Genomic DNA, 14381 nt, shown 5'->3' on the forward strand with positions numbered 1-14381 from the left:
CCCAACTATTGATGAACAATCGGCTCCAACACTTTGTCTTCACTGGCATCCGTTGCTTGTTTAGTTCCGCTTGAGGTCAATTTTTTTAGTTTAGATAAATACTCTTGCGTAACTTTGATAAATGAAGCATGCGACCATGTCAATGGCGAAACGGAAAGCGGCGCCCCTGTGAACGGATGCACCTGCTCCGCCATTGTGCCTGATGGCAGCGCATGGCGTATTGCCCAATACATCAGATTCTCCGCTTCTTGTAGGTCTTCGATCACTTTTGCCGAGGCCACCAGCCATTCCGCATACCATAACGTACAGATAAACCACGGATTGCCTGGCACCTTAGCCACATCATTCGTCACCTGATGGTAGTAGTCATTTTCATACCTGGCAATGCCGCCGATATCCGTATGTACCCACAATTTCTCTTTTAGAATCTTCATCGTCGCCACAAGCCTTGGATCCTCCAGCTCGAACAATCCAAAGTCGAATAACCCGTACATACTCATATCCATCGTATAGTCAGGCACGTATTTATTTTCATCATAACTCCAATATAAAGCACGTAAAAAACGATTCTGGTCAGCCGCAAACAGCTGCTGTTCTGCTGCCTTTTTCACTTGATCTGCGATATCGGCATAATAAACGGAACGCGCTTTATCCTGGTGATAATCAGCGAAACGAGCGGCAGCAACCAGACCCGCATATACGGAGGCGACGGTAAAGGCTAGCACGCCATAACGCTCTTCCCAGAGATCATAGGAGGGCAGCGGAAGCCCGGAAGCATCCCGGTAATGAACGAGAAAGTCCGCAGCGGGTTTCACAAATTTCTCGTAATCTTCACGGGAACGCTCTATCGTGCCTGCCAGCTTGTGATGATGCCATAACGTATACAGAACGAGTGCCGTTTCATCCTCTTGAATGGCCAACTGCTTTTTCCCCTGACCGTCCACCCATGGGTGCCAGCTTGAGCCTACGGAGCTATCGGGATTGTATTTGTGCATGAGATACCCTTCAGGGGTCAACACTTTTATGCAAAAGTCAAAAAATTTCCTGGACAGCTCGTAATACCCGGCTCGGTCTAAGGCATGAGATACCAGCGCCCCGTCCCGCGGCCACATGTAGGAGTAGGTATCTTTGGCAAACTTCAAAATATCCGAGTCGTTGGCTGCAATAATGGCGCCACGATTGTCAACATTCGTTCTAGTGATCAACAGGCATCTTTTGTAAAAGGAAGCCAATTCCGGTTTCAGCAAGGTAAGCTGATGTGCATCCTGGTTGACCCATCTTACCCAGTGATCATGGGTGCGCTGCAATAAAGCTTGTGGCGACTCTGTGCGCAGCAAGTTTTCCAATCGCTCTACCTCTTGCTTCGTATGGCCGAAACAAACCCAGAACCACGCTTCTTTTGAGCTTTTGGGAGGCAGCACCATCGTCAACTCAAGTGTCCCGTCAACCGAACCTTGCGCAATCGGATTTCCCCCCAAATGGCCATCTTCCGCATCACGCCATGTGCCTTCAAGCCCATGTATGCCTTTCTGCCCCGTTGCATAACCGCTGGGATACGGCTTATCGGCATCTGGAGATAAACCTGACAACGACATATAGCGATGCCCTTTATAAAACAGAAGCGAATTCAACTCCGGGTCAAAATAAATCGTATCACCGACACCATTGCCATAGATTTGCAAATCCAAATGAAAATAAAGTTTAATCTCTCTTTCCTCATCAAAATGGTTGTCCATCTTTATTTTGCGTAAAAAAATATTTTGCTGAACATCTACACCATCTCGAATAACGAAGCTTAATCCCAATCTCTCATGGGTGCATTCAACGTTCGTAACCAGCGAATCTTCTAGGTATTTCAGCTTTTTCGAAACTTCCGGATGGTCAATCCAGAAGAAGTCTCGCGCACACCAAATACCAAAATGTGAAAGATGATCGCTAGATTGATTCTCTTGACCTACTAAAGGGTAATACATGTCACGAATATTATAAGCAGCGTCAAAATTAATGAGTACATTCCCGTTCCCAATGGGTAAATCTCTTGCCATGCGATCAGCCTCTTTCCATGATGATGCTACTAATTTTCCAATCGCTAAGCATAAATATGCACGCAGCCCACATGGCAGGGATTTCAGGGAAATAACACCAATTCAAGCCTACACATTTTCATTTCCGCCAAACTCATTTACAATTAAACAATATGGAGGGATTCATCACTATGAAGCAATTAGAAGGATTCGGTAAATTTTTGGAAAGCTTACGGGGCAAAATGTCCCTGCGCGAAGCAGCTAACAAAAGCGGACTTTCACACGCCTACATCAGAGATTTGGAACTGGAGCGCAATCGCTCGACCAATGAGAAAATCAACCCATCGCCTGTTACGTTAAAAAAGCTGTCGGATGCCTACAACATTCCATACACCGATTTAATGGAGAAAGCCGGCTACCTCGAGAACGAGAGTGAGCAAGCAAGCAGCAGCAAAGAAGCCTTGCAGGAACCAGTTTCCATGAACGATACATTATTTATTGAAGTCAGCTCGAAAGAAATGATTTATCACACTCGTTTTGAACGTATTAGCCAAGCTGTAAATTCGTTGCTTGATTTCAGTCTTTTCTTGGATAAGCTCGAGGAGATGGGCTTTAAAAAGATGGATACCGACCTTTTCGTCAATATGAATCATGTGCAAAAGTATATTGAAAAAGAAGGAAAACTTTATTTTGACGCCCTCGGTATTTCGAAATTTGTTGTTATTGCTGCCATTCGTCAAAAGAAGTACCATGATCTCATTGTGCGCAGCGTAGCCCGGAATACGGGGGTGGGCTTGGAATTTCATTACGAACGCCCTTCCGCAGCAGATTCATTGCTGTCTTCAGTAAAGCGCCCCATCTAATACGAATTGTTAAAAAGGAGTAAAGTTCATGAAGAATGAAACTTTACTCCTTTTTTTTCGTCTATCTATAAAGATTGATTGCATTGATTTTTTGGTAGAGAGGGTTGGTAAAGAATACATGGCTGTACAACAGACCACCTCCACACAATCTCGACTAGCGAGAAAGAACAGAAAACGTTCTGTGGGCATGCGTTTTTTTCTGTATACGATTTTAAGTTTTGTCCTTCTTTCGATTCTGTCCTTATGTTGGTTTTTCCTTACAGCGTCAGGTACGACTGTTCGTCTCATGATGGCGGATACTTTGATTACAACGCAGCATCGCGATTGGGCCAAATATTTAATTGGCTCCGAGGAATTGCAGAAGCGCGTTGAAGCTTATTGGAAGCAATTTGACGAAATGGGCGATGAGAAAGATAAAGGCATTGTTCAGATTGAACCTGTGAGTTCTACAGCCCCGGCGGCCGCAGTCAAGAAGGAGCTCGTCACCATTGAACCTATTTCAGGGACGAACTTCAAAGGGCAGCTTGTCACCATTTCTGATCCTAAGAAGCTTCGAATTGCCGTTCCTGAGAAAGTGGGCAAAGGCGAGAAAGTATCCTCCATGGTCAAAAGAACAGGAGCGATCCTCGGCGTTAATGGCGGAGGTTTCATCGACCCCAACTGGGAGGGGAATGGGTTCCAACCGGAAGGTATCGTCATGTCCGGGGGCAAAATCTTTTACAATGACAAAGGCATGAACGGCACTGTGCAAGTGGTTGGCATCGATAAAGAAGGTCGTATGATCGCCGGCAAATATAAAGTCTCTGAACTGGTAGCGATGGGTGTTCAGGAAGCTGTTTCCTTTTCCCCGCGGTTCATTGTCAACGGTGTTGGACAAATCAAAAGCCAAGCGGATGGTTGGGGAATTGCTCCGCGTACCAGCATGGCGCAAACGAAAGATGGCTCCATTCTATTCGCTGTCATCGACGGTAGGCAGACGCACAGCATAGGAGCAACGCTGTACGATATTCAGGAGATTTTCCTGGCGCATGGCGCTGTCACAGCCGCTAATTTAGACGGTGGAGCTTCTACCGTGCTTGTGCACAATAATGCAATCATCAACAAGCCATCCAGTGAATATGGGGAGAGGTATCTTCCTACGGCATGGCTGGTCTTCGAACATCCAGAAACGGCTCCCATCAAAAACGTATGGGAAGGCTTGGATATTCGCAAGATTGATCCATCGAAGTGGTAAATGCAAAAAGCAGCAAGCTCGAATTCATGAGCTTGCTGCTTTTCAATTTTAGCGATTTCCTAGGATGACTAAATCTTCCGCGGCTTCAGATGTTTCCTCATCATCTTGCAAATCCGTATCGTCAATCTTGGACTCTTTCCATGAGCGAACCGTGCCCACCACATTTGTTGCCGTCTCTTTTGCTTTGCCTACGAAATCAGAAGTTGTGGTGCTAACGGATTTTGCAACCTCTTGCGTTTTTTGCGAGACGGAAGTAGCCAGTTGAACCGTCTTGTCGCTAACGGCTTTGGCATTCTCCGCAATGTCGTTTCTAAGCTCGCGACCGGATTTCGGTGCGAACAGCAGAGCTGTCGCTGCACCCAGTAAACCTCCAACAATCGCGCCGATGAGAAGATCTTTACCTTTTTTTTCGCTTGCCATGTGAAATCCACTCCTTAATGGTCTGATTTGGCTTTCCGATTCGCCTGCCACCTCTGCCACAGCTCATAACCCGTCGTTGCCCACTCCATGACGTCCTCTATTCGCTTCTGGTGGGTATGTACAACCCTTTCCGCACCGTGAAGCGACTCACTCATCATGCGTGCACCTTTGCGAAGGACCGAAGCGACATCCCCTATAGCTGCTCCAGTCTTCTCGATGGATTGAACAGTTGACTCTAACGCCAGCACCTGCAAGTGCACCTCTTCGGTTAGCTGCCCCGCTTGCTTCAGCAATTGTTCAGCTTCCTCTGTCGCTTTGGCTACATGTTGTTCCGTTTGAGCAACCGTATCGCTAAGTTGTTGTAACATCCTTTTTGCTGTAATCAGCATGCGAACGGCAAAGACGACGAGCACAATAAAAGCAATAGCCGAACTAACTGCACTAATCTCCATCCAAGTCATGACGAGCACCTCCCGAGTCTGCAAACTGCGTTGATTAATGGCGGCTTCTAGACGAATGCCTATGAATTACTACAGTATAGGTAGCAGTAGCTTGTTTTGACACAAAAAAACTGGAAAAATTTCAGGGACCTGTCATAATGAAAATCAAATCGAACTTTGAACAACTGGAGGAGCCACATGAACCGAGAGCAAGGATTGAAGGAAATTGAACGAACGCGCATTATCGCCATTGTTCGTGGCGTGAAAGAAGCTCACATTTTTTCCGTAGCTGAAGCACTCTTGAAGGGTGGAGTTACCGTTATGGAGGTGACGCTCAACACACCCGGCGCTTTGGCGATGATTAGCGAGTTACAAACGAAGTTGGGCGAACAAATGTATATTGGTGCAGGCACCATACTCGATGTGGAGGATGCGCAAAAAGCTGTACAAGCAGGCGCCTCTTTTCTGGTAACGCCGAATTTGGATGAGGACGTCATTCGTTATGCCAACCGTGAGGGGGTTCCGATTTTCCCGGGAGCGATGACACCGACCGAGGTCGTCAAAGCATGGAAAGCAGGCGCTACAGCGATTAAAATTTTCCCGAGCGCGAGCCTTGGTCTCTCCTATATCAAGGAATTGATGGGACCGCTTGACCATATTCCGATGATGGCTGTTGGCGGCGTTACCGAAGAGAACATTAAACAATTTCTGGACCTGGGCTGCTACGGGCTTGGTATCGGCGGGTCGCTTATTAATTTAAAAGAAATCAAAGCCGGCCGCTTCGAGTGGGTGACGGACAAAGCTGCACGGCTTCTTGCGGCTTCGCGTTAACTGCCGGGCAGGAAGAAGATTCCCGCGCGGTGTCCGCTAGAAATAGCTCGCGAGAGCGCCCAGGGTGGTTCCCCCATAAGAAAAGGCTGTCCCATGAGTAGAAATTCTACCTTCTGGGACAGCCTTATTTATTTTTTTCTAATGGTATAGACGCACTTGTTTGCGCCTTTGGCCAAGCATTCGGTGCGCTCCACGTTTGCGTCCAGCAAATTGCGGAACAAAGCAAGCTCGCACTGACAGGCCTGCCCGAACGTATTTGCGACCTGGGAGATCGGGCAATTATGCTCGCTAAATGTATAGGCGTCGACACCTGTCTGTGCCCAATCGACCATATACCCGTTTTCGTTCTGGATATGCGCTAATTCAGCAACGCGCTCTTCCAAGTTCTTATTCACCATGCGCGGCTGGTAGCGAGACTCAAGCTTATCCTGCCTGCCTTCAAAAAGCCGCTCTATCTTCTCATGCCCTTGATCTTCAAGTAACTCATCCAGTAAATCTAGTGTCAACTGCATATATTTCTTGGGAAATAGTTCATCTGCTTTGGGAGCTAACGTGTAAACATTAGTAGGTCTCCCCATCGCCTGCCTAACAAGCTTCGTTTCGAGCAGATCTTCCTTTTCCATAGAATGAATATGCCGCCTGACGGCCATCTCCGTAATTCCGAGCTGTTTGGACATCTCTTGAACACTGAGAGGTCCCCCAGTTTTGAGCATGGAAAGAATCACTTTGCGCGTGGATGTCTCAAGTGCTTGATTCATTAGCTCACCTACCCTCGGAACAATCATTATGCTTCATTTTACAGCATCATATCGAAGTTGTAAATTAAGAAACATCTATGTATGTTATTCCAATTCACTCTTGATGAATGCCCTAACACTCGCAGCAAACTCTGCAAATGCCGCAGGAAGTTTAGGCAGAACGGGGTGCAGCGCTTGACGGTTCCAATCCACAAAGTCTTGCACAAGCGGCTTTCTCAGCTTCACAAGCTCAAGCAGCGTGGCGGTCAATGATTCGGAATAGGCACCTTCGCCGTGTACGATTTCCACGATATCTTCGTAGCTGCTCGCATCTCTTAATATGAAAGCGTCGATCAACAAGCTGCCCACATCGGTCACGGTTTCAATAGCCAAGTGTAGTACCCGCTCCTGAGCCAGCTGCCATACGAGGCCGTTATCGCCTTGCTCCCACTGCTGCTCCAATTGTTTGACTGCATCGGTCAATTCCGAAAGAAACTGAATACGCGCATCAATCTGTTCATGATTAATAAAATACATTGTCTATCTCCGTCCTCTTTTTCGCCATTTCGTCCAAATCAACATTGCAAAAAAAGTAATGATAACTAGGAAAATTAACAATACCGCTTGCATGAGATATTCGTAACTCATGTACAATCACCCTCTTGACTTTCGCTGTTTTCACTTCTATTAGTGTATCGCGCTAGCTGTAGAGCGTCAAGCAAGCACCCTTGCTGCCAAAGACTAGCTCATCTTACTGTGATTTTGGAAACCATATTGTTACTTTGGACTAAATACATGGCGTAGAAACCTCCTTACAATAAAAGAGATGTCGCATATCAAAAGCAGAATGTATAGCTCTCATTATAGGAGGAACTCTCGTGGGTATGAAAATAGGGATTGTTGGGGCTGGCCAATTCTCACAATGCTTCGTACAGTTGTTTCAAGCTCATCCTTATGTGGATGAGGTTGTATTGGCAGAATTGCACGAGGATCGCCGCGAAAAATTTGCAAAAGCTTTCTCCCTCAATCAAACTTACGCTTCATTAGAGGAGCTGCTGAGCAGCGATGTGGATGCCGTTGCTATTTTTACACAAAGACATTTGCATGGCCCTCAAACCATACAAGCTCTGCAGGCTGGCAAGCATGTCTATTGTGCTGTGCCGATGGCTCAAAGCTTAGAGGAAATATCCGCCATTATCCAGGAAGTGCAGCGGTCCGGATTAATCTACATGACTGGGGAGACAAGTTATTATTACCCCTCTACGGTTTACTGCCGGGACCAATTCAAAGCGGGCCATTTTGGCAACTTTGTCTACGGAGAAGCTCAATATTTGCATGATATGACACATGGGTTCTACGATGCTTTCAAATATTCGGGCGGGAAGGATTGGAAGCAAGTGGCCGGCATTCCGCCAATGTATTATCCGACGCATTCCGTCTCTATGGTTCTGTCTGTTACTGGGGCTAAGGCGACTAAGGTATCCTGTTTAGGCTATGTCGACCAGCATGAGGATCAGATTTTTCAGGAAGAGGCTAACCTATGGGACAATACGTTCAGTAATCAGAGTGCTCTAGTACGTACCTCAGATGGCGGAATGATGCGCCTCAATGAGTTCCGACGTGTGGGCTGGGGAGGGAACAACAGCGTATATATGAGCATGTTCGGAACAAACGGCAGCTATGAGGAGCATGCGGGTGGTTCTGTGTGGACTTCTCTGAAATGGGGGGCGGTCGAGAATCTGACACCGCAGCTTGCCTGCAAGGATCGGTATGTACATGTGAGCGATACCAATATGAATCAAACACTGCAAAACGATTTCCATGCCAGCCTTGCCAAGGTGCATCACAGCTTCCGCTTGCCTCATACCTTTGAGGGGCTTCCTAACGGGCACTTCGGCTCGCACCAATTCCTTGTTGATGATTATTTGAAAGCCATATACACGAAAAAATTGCCGCCAAATAACGCTTGGCGGGCTGCGGATTACTTAGCGCCAGGGTTGGTCGCTCATGAATCCTCCAAACGGGAAGGTGAAATGTTAGACGTCCCTGATTTCGGGTCGCCTCCATCCGAGTGGAAGCTGCTGGATCCAGACAGTTTTGTTGCTTATCGCGATTAATTGACGTGTATTGTCCTCCTTTTTCATTCATGTTACAGTGAACAAAGTGAAAAAAGGAGAAGATTACCGTCATGCCGTCAAGACCCAAACTACCAGAGATCGACCTCATCCGCGCAATCGCCATCATCGCCGTCGTGCTTATTCACAGCACATCGGGCGCTACGCTGCTCCCGATCGGGAGCGGCTCGCAAACCATCTTTTTCATCCTTAACAAAGCCAGTTTATTCACCGTGCCGCTATTCATTTGGATCAGTGGCGTCGTGCTTTTTTATACGTATTACGATCGATGGGGCCCAGGAATGTCGCGTGTTTTCTGGACAAAACGACTGCAAAGAATCCTGATTCCTTATGTCCTGTGGTCCCTTTTCTATTATTTGTTTAACCAGTTTATGTTTCATGGAACCGTTGGTTTTGACATCATTTACTTCATCAAACTGCTTATTTCGGGGAATGCCAGCTATCATCTCTATTATATGGTCATCATTGTTCAGTTCTACCTTTTGTTCCCGCTTCTGATTACGGTAGTGAGACGGTTCTCTTGGGTTCGACGGGCGCTAATTCCGATCGGTATCGTTATTCAAGCCGGAGCCTATGTTATTCATCATGAGGTGCAGCCTCTGCCGGAATATGCCTCGCTTTTTGTCAGCTACTCAGGGGTATTCACTTTTGGAGCTTTCGTGGGCATTCATTATTCAGCTATTGCTGCCTGGTCTGAACGTTACAGACACTTAACGGGGAGCATCATGTGCCTTGCAGGCGCCACTTTCGTGGGGATGCTTCTTCTGCACCAGTATGGTCGGGCCAGCTTCGGCAATAGTTGGTTTGAACTGGCTCTCCTCGTGTATTGTATGGCGGTTCCGCTATGGGCCGTCCAGTGGTCGCTAAGGCGTCTTGCCGATAGCCCGAGGCTTAGCGCTGCACTCACCGAATTAGGAGCCGCTTCTTTCGGCATCTACCTTGTGCATCCCGCGTTGCTTACGCTCTGGGGGCGCCTCACACCGATCCAGGATCAGCTCTGGCTCTATGATCTGCATACCATCGCTTCGATCCTGATTGGAGCGCTCTGCTCCTGGCTGCTCGTACGGATGTACGCAGCCATGAAAAAAGGTTCCGCTTAGCAGCGGAACCTTTTCATTTGAAGCGTGCCAGCATGGCCCAGCGCCGCTGCTGTCTGCGGCTGTATCGCGGCAAGCCGCGGTAAATGTCCAACGCTTCGCGGAACGTTGCTTTCGCATCATTACTGCGCCCAAGCTGCTGATACAGCAAGCCAAGGCGGTAATACGCCTCGACCGATGAGGTGTGCAGATCACGGAACTGCTCGATGAGCTGCGCAGCCCTTTCGGGTGCAACAGGCGCTAAAGCTTCCCCTAGGCGTAAATAGGCCTCGCCATATTTAACCCTCGGGTTCAGCTCTACCGCTTGGAGCATGAAGCTCTCTCCCTTTTTCAAATCCCCCAGCTTCAGGTAACAAAGTCCGATTTCGTAATGTACATCCGCGGAATCTTCCATAATAGGCAGCGCTTGTTCCAAGTAAGGAAGCGCTTCTTGGAATTTATTGCGCTGCAGCAAGTTCCTTGCAAGCTCCAGCTTCGCAGACGTATGATGTGGGTTCGCATGCAATTCCGTTCGTAGCCTAGACGCCCTGCGCCTTAATTGAAATGGCTTAAAAATATTCGGCGTTAATCCGATAAATCTTCTATCTAACACATATAAAATGATTAATAGAATAAGAAGTGCAAGAAATGGATTGCCGACAAGTCGCCATAACAGGCCAAAAGCAAGAAATTTAAGCAGCAAAGCGATACCTCCTTTCAACTTCCTTATACTACCATAATATGAGGACTTTGGTCATCTCTTCCATTAAAAAAAGCTTCCGTCCTATGACTAGCATATGAATGGAGGCTTCTTATGAATACTGATTCGAGATTTATTTCAAGCAATGCTATAATAAAAAGAAAAAGGGAGTTTCGATATGAACGAGGATCCACGCAAGGCCATATGGCTGAAAAGAAAACAGCTTGGCAGAAACAAATATTTAGTGAATTTCGGCCTTCTCCCCTGGGGTGTTGGGCTTACGGCCTTATTTAGCATCATTGAACTACTAAACACGCATGAGATTAGCTTAGTGTGGGTGCCTATTCGATTAGTTCTGTTCTTTTTCATCGGTTTTTTCGTTGCGAATGCTCGCTGGATGGCAATGGAAAACCGTTACGAGCCTAGAAGCCGACGACCTTAACGGTCGTTTTTTTATTTGGTAGGAACTAGAAAATTAATGCAAGTAGGTTTGGTCCTCCACGTCTTCCGTATGAAATAAGGCTGCCGTGCGGCTAAGCTGAAAATGCTCTTTCAACTCTTCGCGAATAGAGCCGAAAGCAAGGATTTCCTCTTCAAAATCTTCACGTTTCCCCCATTTTTTCGATTCATGGGATTTGGTTCCGAACAACTCTTTGGAAACGTCTTCATAGGCATTGTGCAAATGATTATCATACCAATCAATTTCACGGGATATGTTTTTGCGGTACACGTGACTCATCTCGAATTGACTCCCTTTGGTCGACGAGAATTCAGCAACCAGGGTACCTGAGATACCTTCAGCGATGACTTCGACATCTGCGCACCACACATCGTGACGTTCAAGAAAACGAACGAGATTAGCCTCTTTTATTTTGCTCATACCCATGCCCTCCTGGTATTTCATGATTGTTACCAAGAGTATTTCCAGTTCATCCAAGATTTATCAAGTACTAGGCGTGAACCATATTTTCCGAAAATCAACCCAGCCCAAATCGTTAATGCATACGCCTCTGATCGAATCATGGTAAGTCGTTTGCTGAGAACGGTGAAGAACGAACAAAAACGTTTTCTCCTCCTGAAGCACCTCAACGACCTCGTGAAGTCTCCTAATCCTTTCGTCCCGGGATGTAATCGTAAGAATATGGTCAATTTCCTCATCGATCCATGCCATACGTTCCCGACTTAAGTGAGCCCGAACATAGCTGTTGCACTGTTTCAGCGTCTGAATAATATGAAGATCGTATTCACTCTCCAGACAAATGTGATAAAAAATGAGATCGGCCTCGTGAATCGTGTCCATCTGCGTCATTTCCCCCATGCTTCGGGTTGTGAGCTCGATGCGAATTCCAGCTTTGGCGCACTGCGCACCAATCCATTGGGCATCCTCACTGTTATTGCTGTAGATGTACATTTGAATCGGCTCGCCGTTATATCCCATCTCCTCAAGCAGGCGTTTCGCCTCCTCTACATCGGTGCGGTATTCTGCTGACGTACGTTTGAGATTCATCGTTGGCAAAAAAGAGCTGGCCGGCGCTTCCCTGAAGCCTCCGAGCTGTTCAACCATTTTTTCCCGATCGATGACCAAATCAATCGCCTTGCGAAAGTTCCGATGGCGTTGCGGCCCCATTTTACCCTCATTAAACGTTAGCAAGCTGCAGCCCAGAATCGACTGCTCAATCTGATGCCATTCGGCATCTTTGCCGACGGCACCAGCCGGTTTCCGGGAATTCGTATGATCGCACAGCACCTGCACCATATCCCAGCTAGGTCCAACCTCGGACAGTTCATGCGGCAGCAGCCAAATTTCCAATTGATCCAAATGCGGCCTGACCCCAAAATAGCCGTCAAATGCCCGAAGCTTACAGATGTAATCATCGTTTCGCTCCAGTTTGAACGGCCCGGTCCCTATCGGCATACGCCCGAATATGTTTTCGTTATCCCGGCAAATTTCCTCCGGCACGATCGCTAAAGAAGTATGCGCCAACTGCTGCAAAAAAAGCTCATTTGGCTGCCTCAGCTCAATCGCAATGGCACTTCGGTTCAGCACCCGTATATTCTCGATGCTTTCCGTCATCCACCCTTGACAAGCCTTGGCGCCAAGTTCCTTGACTCTGGACAGCGAGTAATACACGTCGTTCGCCGTCATTTCTCTGCCGTGATGAAAGAGGACGCCTTTTCGCAAATAAAACGTATAATGAAGACCGTCCTCACTTTTCTCCCAATAATGCGCCAAATGCGGCTCGGCTACCATCGTACCGGGGTTGTACAGAACGAGCGTGTCGAAAATTTGATTCATTAAATGCGTATCAAAAGCAAAAAAAGAAAAAGCCGGATCAAGCGATACCAGCCATTTGTACACCGGGAAACGGAGCGTATCCCTGGAGCACTCCTCTTGAACGACCGCGCGATAGCCAAAGTAACTGAACAGCCAATCGACAAAAGAGTCCTGTAACGACTCTCCCCTGCCCAATTGGTGGATCAGTTCGATCGTTCCACGATAATCCCCTTGTGCCGCCAGTTCCATCGCCTGTTGGGACACCATGTCCTCCGCCGAAACCAGAAACGTCAGCTCCGAAACATTCCCTCGGCCTCTTCCGGGCTTCCAGGAAATCCAGTCCTGCTCCATCATTTTTTTCAGCAAAATCTTAACATTCCGTGTCGTGCAATACATTCTTTCCGATAATTCTTCTAACGTAATAGGCTGCGGTTCATGCTCTATATCATGGGCAAAGCTGGCACGCAGCTCCAAAAAATGAGATAACAGCTGCATGTTCCACCTCCTTCTCCAAAAGGGGAAATTGTTAAAGTGAATTATACACTTTTTGTTCCCCTTATTCTAGATGTAAACTGGATCTAACAGGAAAAGAAAGGAAGGTGAATCGAATCATGCAACCATCCAACTTATATGTATCTGAGAAATTAATGCAGTGGCAGCAGCACGAATTGGAAGTAGAAGCTCGCGAACTTTGGAAATTCAAATCCATCAAAAAAAGAAAAGTGTATATGATGATTACAAGCTTGTTCTTCTTCGTCTAATCGAAGCGCGGATCCCGAGAACCGCCAGTACCAAAAAAACAGCCAAGAGTGCTCCTATGGCATCGACGACCACGTCAATCGCATGACCTGTGCGGCCTTCAATGAACGTTTGATGCCACTCATCGGTCACCGCATACAGAACCGAAATGATAAAGGAGGTGAGCAGTGCCATGATTACTTGTACTTGTTTCGCAAGTAAAGCCAAGATCCAGAGCAGGGTAAGTAAAGCGAACTCGCTTACGTGCCCTGCTTTTCTTATGAAGAATTCGATAATGCCGACGGGGTCCTGCCACGACAGTTTTTGCCCATCGTAGGTGAATGCCATATGCGGGGAGTAATTTAACAGATGAGAACCACTAAGCTTTGATTCTAAAAGTGGACGCAGTGTCTGCTGTTGATAGGTCTGTCCTGACTTGAAAAAAATAAAGGCCATCCATAGGACGGCAGCAATTGTAAACACATAAAAGTAAACCTTAGAAGAAGATTGTGTCATAAAGAAACCATCCCTCTACGAATTCATTTTCTTGCGAATGCTAAACAGTGCAAAAAACTCGATGACCATCAAATTCACGGCTGACACCCCATAAAACGCCATCCCAAACATCATGCGGAACGGATCCTCCGTCACTGATTTCCACCAGAATGCTGCAGCTAAAGTCAATATAATATTTAAGGCTGTCGTTATCCAGAAAGAGAATCCGAGCCGGTTCGTTTTCCGCATTAACCACACACCGATCACAAATGGCAACACAAATGATATTCCCAAATAAACCCAATACAAGACCCCATTTGACACTATTTCGTCACTCCTACACGATCAACTAGTTTCTGTTACTAGGTTAGCATGAAAATGTGAATGAAAACAACGTTTGGCACCGTTTGCAA

The 14381-nt window shown here is 46.9% G+C and carries 17 protein-coding genes; 7 read left to right on the top strand and 10 right to left on the bottom strand.

Features of this window, described 5'->3' with window-relative positions; all coding sequences use genetic code 11:
* Positions 1 to 5: 5 nt before the first annotated feature.
* On the bottom strand, positions 6 to 2045 hold the full coding sequence (locus ACUN27_RS28400; RefSeq protein WP_445559984.1) for a glycoside hydrolase family 15 protein: 2040 nt from the start codon (positions 2043 to 2045) through the stop codon (positions 6 to 8).
* A 170-nt stretch (positions 2046 to 2215) separates the two neighbouring features.
* Here ACUN27_RS28400 and ACUN27_RS28405 point away from each other — a divergent pair, with 170 nt between their 5' ends.
* Entirely contained in the window at positions 2216 to 2887 is a 672-nt protein-coding gene (locus ACUN27_RS28405) for a helix-turn-helix domain-containing protein (RefSeq protein ID WP_315954230.1), read from the top strand.
* Between the two features lie 118 nt (positions 2888 to 3005).
* Positions 3006 to 4121, top strand: a complete 1116-nt coding sequence (locus tag ACUN27_RS28410; RefSeq protein ID WP_315954231.1) for a phosphodiester glycosidase family protein — start codon at positions 3006 to 3008, stop codon at positions 4119 to 4121.
* A gap of 48 nt (positions 4122 to 4169) precedes the next feature.
* On the opposite strand, the gene ACUN27_RS28415 is transcribed toward ACUN27_RS28410, so the two are convergent.
* Positions 4170 to 4541: a YtxH domain-containing protein gene (locus tag ACUN27_RS28415; RefSeq protein ID WP_445559985.1), complete on the bottom strand. Its 372-nt coding sequence runs from the start codon at positions 4539 to 4541 to the stop codon at positions 4170 to 4172.
* A gap of 14 nt (positions 4542 to 4555) precedes the next feature.
* Positions 4556 to 5002, bottom strand: coding sequence for a DUF948 domain-containing protein (locus tag ACUN27_RS28420; RefSeq protein WP_445559986.1), 447 nt, complete (start codon positions 5000 to 5002; stop codon positions 4556 to 4558).
* A 177-nt stretch (positions 5003 to 5179) separates the two neighbouring features.
* Between ACUN27_RS28420 and ACUN27_RS28425 the strand changes: the two genes are divergently transcribed.
* Positions 5180 to 5812: a bifunctional 4-hydroxy-2-oxoglutarate aldolase/2-dehydro-3-deoxy-phosphogluconate aldolase gene (locus ACUN27_RS28425; protein ID WP_445559987.1), complete on the top strand. Its 633-nt coding sequence runs from the start codon at positions 5180 to 5182 to the stop codon at positions 5810 to 5812.
* A gap of 128 nt (positions 5813 to 5940) precedes the next feature.
* Here ACUN27_RS28425 and ACUN27_RS28430 read toward each other — a convergent pair whose 3' ends face one another.
* Entirely contained in the window at positions 5941 to 6570 is a 630-nt protein-coding gene (locus tag ACUN27_RS28430) for a helix-turn-helix transcriptional regulator (protein ID WP_326061022.1), read from the bottom strand.
* Between the two features lie 84 nt (positions 6571 to 6654).
* On the bottom strand, positions 6655 to 7086 hold the full coding sequence (locus ACUN27_RS28435) for a DUF86 domain-containing protein (RefSeq protein WP_315954236.1): 432 nt from the start codon (positions 7084 to 7086) through the stop codon (positions 6655 to 6657).
* A gap of 347 nt (positions 7087 to 7433) precedes the next feature.
* Between ACUN27_RS28435 and ACUN27_RS28440 the strand changes: the two genes are divergently transcribed.
* Entirely contained in the window at positions 7434 to 8666 is a 1233-nt protein-coding gene (locus tag ACUN27_RS28440) for a Gfo/Idh/MocA family protein (protein WP_445560672.1), read from the top strand.
* Between the two features lie 71 nt (positions 8667 to 8737).
* The gene (locus ACUN27_RS28445) at positions 8738 to 9784 is read left to right on the top strand and encodes an acyltransferase (RefSeq protein WP_445559988.1); all 1047 of its coding nucleotides are present in this window, start codon (positions 8738 to 8740) and stop codon (positions 9782 to 9784) included.
* Between the two features lie 13 nt (positions 9785 to 9797).
* Here the strand turns inward: ACUN27_RS28445 and ACUN27_RS28450 are convergent, their stop codons facing one another.
* A complete protein-coding gene (locus ACUN27_RS28450) occupies positions 9798 to 10463 on the bottom strand; it encodes a tetratricopeptide repeat protein (RefSeq protein ID WP_315954238.1) in 666 nt (221 codons plus the stop codon).
* A 175-nt stretch (positions 10464 to 10638) separates the two neighbouring features.
* On the opposite strand from ACUN27_RS28450, the gene ACUN27_RS28455 reads away from it, so the two are divergent.
* On the top strand, positions 10639 to 10902 hold the full coding sequence (locus tag ACUN27_RS28455; protein WP_326061020.1) for a hypothetical protein: 264 nt from the start codon (positions 10639 to 10641) through the stop codon (positions 10900 to 10902).
* A gap of 33 nt (positions 10903 to 10935) precedes the next feature.
* Here the strand turns inward: ACUN27_RS28455 and ACUN27_RS28460 are convergent, their stop codons facing one another.
* Both ACUN27_RS28460 and ACUN27_RS28465 read right to left on the bottom strand, forming a co-directional pair.
* Complete coding sequence (locus tag ACUN27_RS28460) at positions 10936 to 11340, bottom strand: hypothetical protein (RefSeq protein WP_326061019.1); 405 nt, start codon at positions 11338 to 11340, stop codon at positions 10936 to 10938.
* 63 nt (positions 11341 to 11403) lie between these two features.
* Complete coding sequence (locus ACUN27_RS28465) at positions 11404 to 13230, bottom strand: ABC transporter substrate-binding protein (RefSeq protein WP_445559989.1); 1827 nt, start codon at positions 13228 to 13230, stop codon at positions 11404 to 11406.
* Positions 13231 to 13346: 116 nt separating this feature from the next.
* On the opposite strand from ACUN27_RS28465, the gene ACUN27_RS28470 reads away from it, so the two are divergent.
* Positions 13347 to 13496 carry a hypothetical protein gene (locus tag ACUN27_RS28470; protein WP_157322777.1) on the top strand — a complete coding sequence of 50 codons (150 nt, stop codon included), beginning with the start codon at positions 13347 to 13349 and terminating at the stop codon, positions 13494 to 13496.
* Here ACUN27_RS28470 and ACUN27_RS28475 read toward each other — a convergent pair.
* Positions 13471 to 13989: a VanZ family protein gene (locus ACUN27_RS28475; RefSeq protein ID WP_445559990.1), complete on the bottom strand. Its 519-nt coding sequence runs from the start codon at positions 13987 to 13989 to the stop codon at positions 13471 to 13473. The two genes, ACUN27_RS28470 and ACUN27_RS28475, sit on opposite strands and share 26 nt — an antisense overlap.
* A 15-nt stretch (positions 13990 to 14004) precedes the next feature.
* Entirely contained in the window at positions 14005 to 14292 is a 288-nt protein-coding gene (locus ACUN27_RS28480; protein ID WP_445559991.1) for a hypothetical protein, read from the bottom strand.
* Positions 14293 to 14381 lie beyond the last annotated feature (89 nt).

It is taken from the genome of Paenibacillus sp. WC2504 (genome assembly GCF_052682475.1).

Bases quoted from the DNA above. Each gene is read 5' to 3' on its own strand.
- ACUN27_RS28400 (WP_445559984.1), bottom strand. From the start codon at position 2,045: ATGGCAAGAGATTTACCCATTGGGAACGGGAATGTACTCATTAATTTT.
- ACUN27_RS28405 (WP_315954230.1), top strand. From the start codon at position 2,216: ATGAAGCAATTAGAAGGATTCGGTAAATTTTTGGAAAGCTTACGGGGC.
- ACUN27_RS28410 (WP_315954231.1), top strand. From the start codon at position 3,006: ATGGCTGTACAACAGACCACCTCCACACAATCTCGACTAGCGAGAAAG.
- ACUN27_RS28415 (WP_445559985.1), bottom strand. From the start codon at position 4,541: ATGGCAAGCGAAAAAAAAGGTAAAGATCTTCTCATCGGCGCGATTGTT.
- ACUN27_RS28420 (WP_445559986.1), bottom strand. From the start codon at position 5,002: ATGACTTGGATGGAGATTAGTGCAGTTAGTTCGGCTATTGCTTTTATT.
- ACUN27_RS28425 (WP_445559987.1), top strand. From the start codon at position 5,180: ATGAACCGAGAGCAAGGATTGAAGGAAATTGAACGAACGCGCATTATC.
- ACUN27_RS28430 (WP_326061022.1), bottom strand. From the start codon at position 6,570: ATGAATCAAGCACTTGAGACATCCACGCGCAAAGTGATTCTTTCCATG.
- ACUN27_RS28435 (WP_315954236.1), bottom strand. From the start codon at position 7,086: ATGTATTTTATTAATCATGAACAGATTGATGCGCGTATTCAGTTTCTT.
- ACUN27_RS28440 (WP_445560672.1), top strand. From the start codon at position 7,434: ATGAAAATAGGGATTGTTGGGGCTGGCCAATTCTCACAATGCTTCGTA.
- ACUN27_RS28445 (WP_445559988.1), top strand. From the start codon at position 8,738: ATGCCGTCAAGACCCAAACTACCAGAGATCGACCTCATCCGCGCAATC.
- ACUN27_RS28455 (WP_326061020.1), top strand. From the start codon at position 10,639: ATGAACGAGGATCCACGCAAGGCCATATGGCTGAAAAGAAAACAGCTT.
- ACUN27_RS28460 (WP_326061019.1), bottom strand. From the start codon at position 11,340: ATGAGCAAAATAAAAGAGGCTAATCTCGTTCGTTTTCTTGAACGTCAC.
- ACUN27_RS28465 (WP_445559989.1), bottom strand. From the start codon at position 13,230: ATGCAGCTGTTATCTCATTTTTTGGAGCTGCGTGCCAGCTTTGCCCAT.
- ACUN27_RS28470 (WP_157322777.1), top strand. From the start codon at position 13,347: ATGCAACCATCCAACTTATATGTATCTGAGAAATTAATGCAGTGGCAG.
- ACUN27_RS28475 (WP_445559990.1), bottom strand. From the start codon at position 13,989: ATGACACAATCTTCTTCTAAGGTTTACTTTTATGTGTTTACAATTGCT.